This is a genomic window from Chitinophaga sp. (assembly GCF_036566945.1).
Lineage (GTDB): Bacteria > Bacteroidota > Bacteroidia > Chitinophagales > Chitinophagaceae > Chitinophaga.
Map to the genome: position 1 here is coordinate 1 of NZ_DATCVJ010000278.1, position 1,835 is coordinate 1,835.

The 1,835-nt window shown below is 42.6% G+C and carries 3 protein-coding genes; all 3 read right to left on the reverse strand.

The window, feature by feature from the left end; translation table 11 throughout:
• On the reverse strand, nt 1-380 hold a 380-nt coding region (locus tag VIP81_RS08150; RefSeq protein WP_331958243.1), incomplete at its 3' end, for a BRO family protein.
• Nucleotides 381-586: 206 nt separating this feature from the next.
• Nucleotides 587-1,201 carry a hypothetical protein gene (locus tag VIP81_RS08155; RefSeq protein WP_331958245.1) on the reverse strand — a complete coding sequence of 205 codons (615 nt, stop codon included), beginning with the start codon at nt 1,199-1,201 and terminating at the stop codon, nt 587-589.
• 138 nt (nt 1,202-1,339) lie between these two features.
• Nucleotides 1,340-1,835, reverse strand: a 496-nt coding sequence (locus VIP81_RS08160) for a hypothetical protein (protein ID WP_331958247.1), incomplete at its 5' end; no start/stop codon positions are given.

Below are 1,835 nucleotides of genomic sequence, written 5' to 3' on the forward strand. Positions count from 1 at the left end.
AGTCTTTTTCCAATGACTTCCTGTTTGCGGGTTTGAACTGCGAAATAGGTTTGAGCGAATGCAATAGGATCTTTTTGTGTATCGCCGCTTTGGGCAACGAGGTAACAAGCGTAGCGGGTAAGGGCAATGTCCTCCAATTCCCTCTTACCACCTTTTCCAAGATTGATCATTTTGCCGATATCAGCAAAATGATCGGAAACCGCCACCCCACTGTTTTTACAGGCATTTTTAGCCTTTTCAATAACTTTGAGAAAATTCTTCCATTGCGTGTACCCAAGAATTTCCTGCAATTCTCTGGCGCTCCAGCATTCAATGCCTTTGTGTTCATAACGGGCTTGCTCAAACTGAGCAAACAGCGCTTCAATCAATTCTTTCTTCATAAACAGAAATGTTTAAATCATCTCACAATATTGTGAAGCGCAAAAATAAAAACGGGAAAAAATGCTTTGGTTAATGGAACTCAAATAGGCTCAAATTGACTCAAATTAAATCGGGCCATAACGGGTTTTATTTAATCTACCAACAGGAGATCTTCATCTTATCTGAAAATTCTGAACATAAGACCAGCGGCCAGTTCTCTACGGCCTTACTGCATCACCGGTTTGTTCCGCTGATTGAACTGGTAGATATAATACTCCAGTTGCTCTTTCTTTTCTCTGTCGGCTCTGAATTCATCGAGCAGGATGCTGTCCTGGGGAAGGATATATTTTTTGAGATTATAGGCAGATAACTCCAGTATCTGTCCGGTAACAACATTCAATACTTTTTTAAGCGCCACCGGTGTACTGATGCTGTTGGTGGTCATATCGGCCTGATTGAGGTAGCTGCGCGAAGGCTGAATGCCGTGCAAGGTGTAAATGCAGTAATAACCGGTTTCTTCTATTTTGTTGAGGCCATTGTCTTTGATAAAGATGTTGGTACCATCACAGAAGCCCCAGTAATTTTTTACTTTATGTTCCTGACCGGCGCCATCCCGGATTACCAGTTCATTTCTGTTGGCGAGCAGGTAAATTTGGGCAGCGGAGCTGCGGTTTTTAATCACCAGATCGCCCTCTTCAGACGGGCTGTTGGCCTGAAACTCTTCGAATGATTTATATAATCCCTTTTTCAGGTGCTGCGCATCAGTGATCAGCACCGTTTGTTGTCCTACGGCGGACAGGGCCACGAGTAAAAAAATCCAAAAACACCCCAATTGTTTCATAATTAACAAATGTATAGGGTTTTGGAAGTGCAAAGGTTAGAAATAGCTGAATGAACTTATTTCTTCTGCTGAGGTGATAATTATATCGCTGATTTGTGGAAAACTATTTCTTCTTCGGGGCGATGAGCATGTTTTTCTTCATTTCGGTAATGAGGTTGCGGCTGATGGCAGCAAATATTTTTGTGCATCGCTATTGATATTGGTTTGCAGGAGTGCCGTCCAAATGGGCTCACTATTAAGGTCTTCTGCCATTCGGATATCCACTTTTTCCAGGAGGCGTTCATCGTAAGTGATGGTGGGATCTGGCACCCATTGTTGTCCTTGCTGAACCCAATTGCCCTGGGTAAAGATGCTGCGATTTACAGTGTATCTGATCGTTGAACTTAAAGGGCTGATAATGAGTATCGCATCATGTTTATTTGCCAATACGGCCTTATCGAGGTTTTCGCTTATTTGCGCTTCTTCTGCACCCAGGTATTCATACTTATAGGTGATGTCATCGTCTCCCAGCCGTTTATTCAGTTCATAAATAATGTCGTGGATAAATTTCCTGCTGGCCATATCGCCAGAACCCAGGATGAGCAGGTTTTTATAATCTTTTTGAACGTTATTAGGCTTGATGGTTTCAATGCTT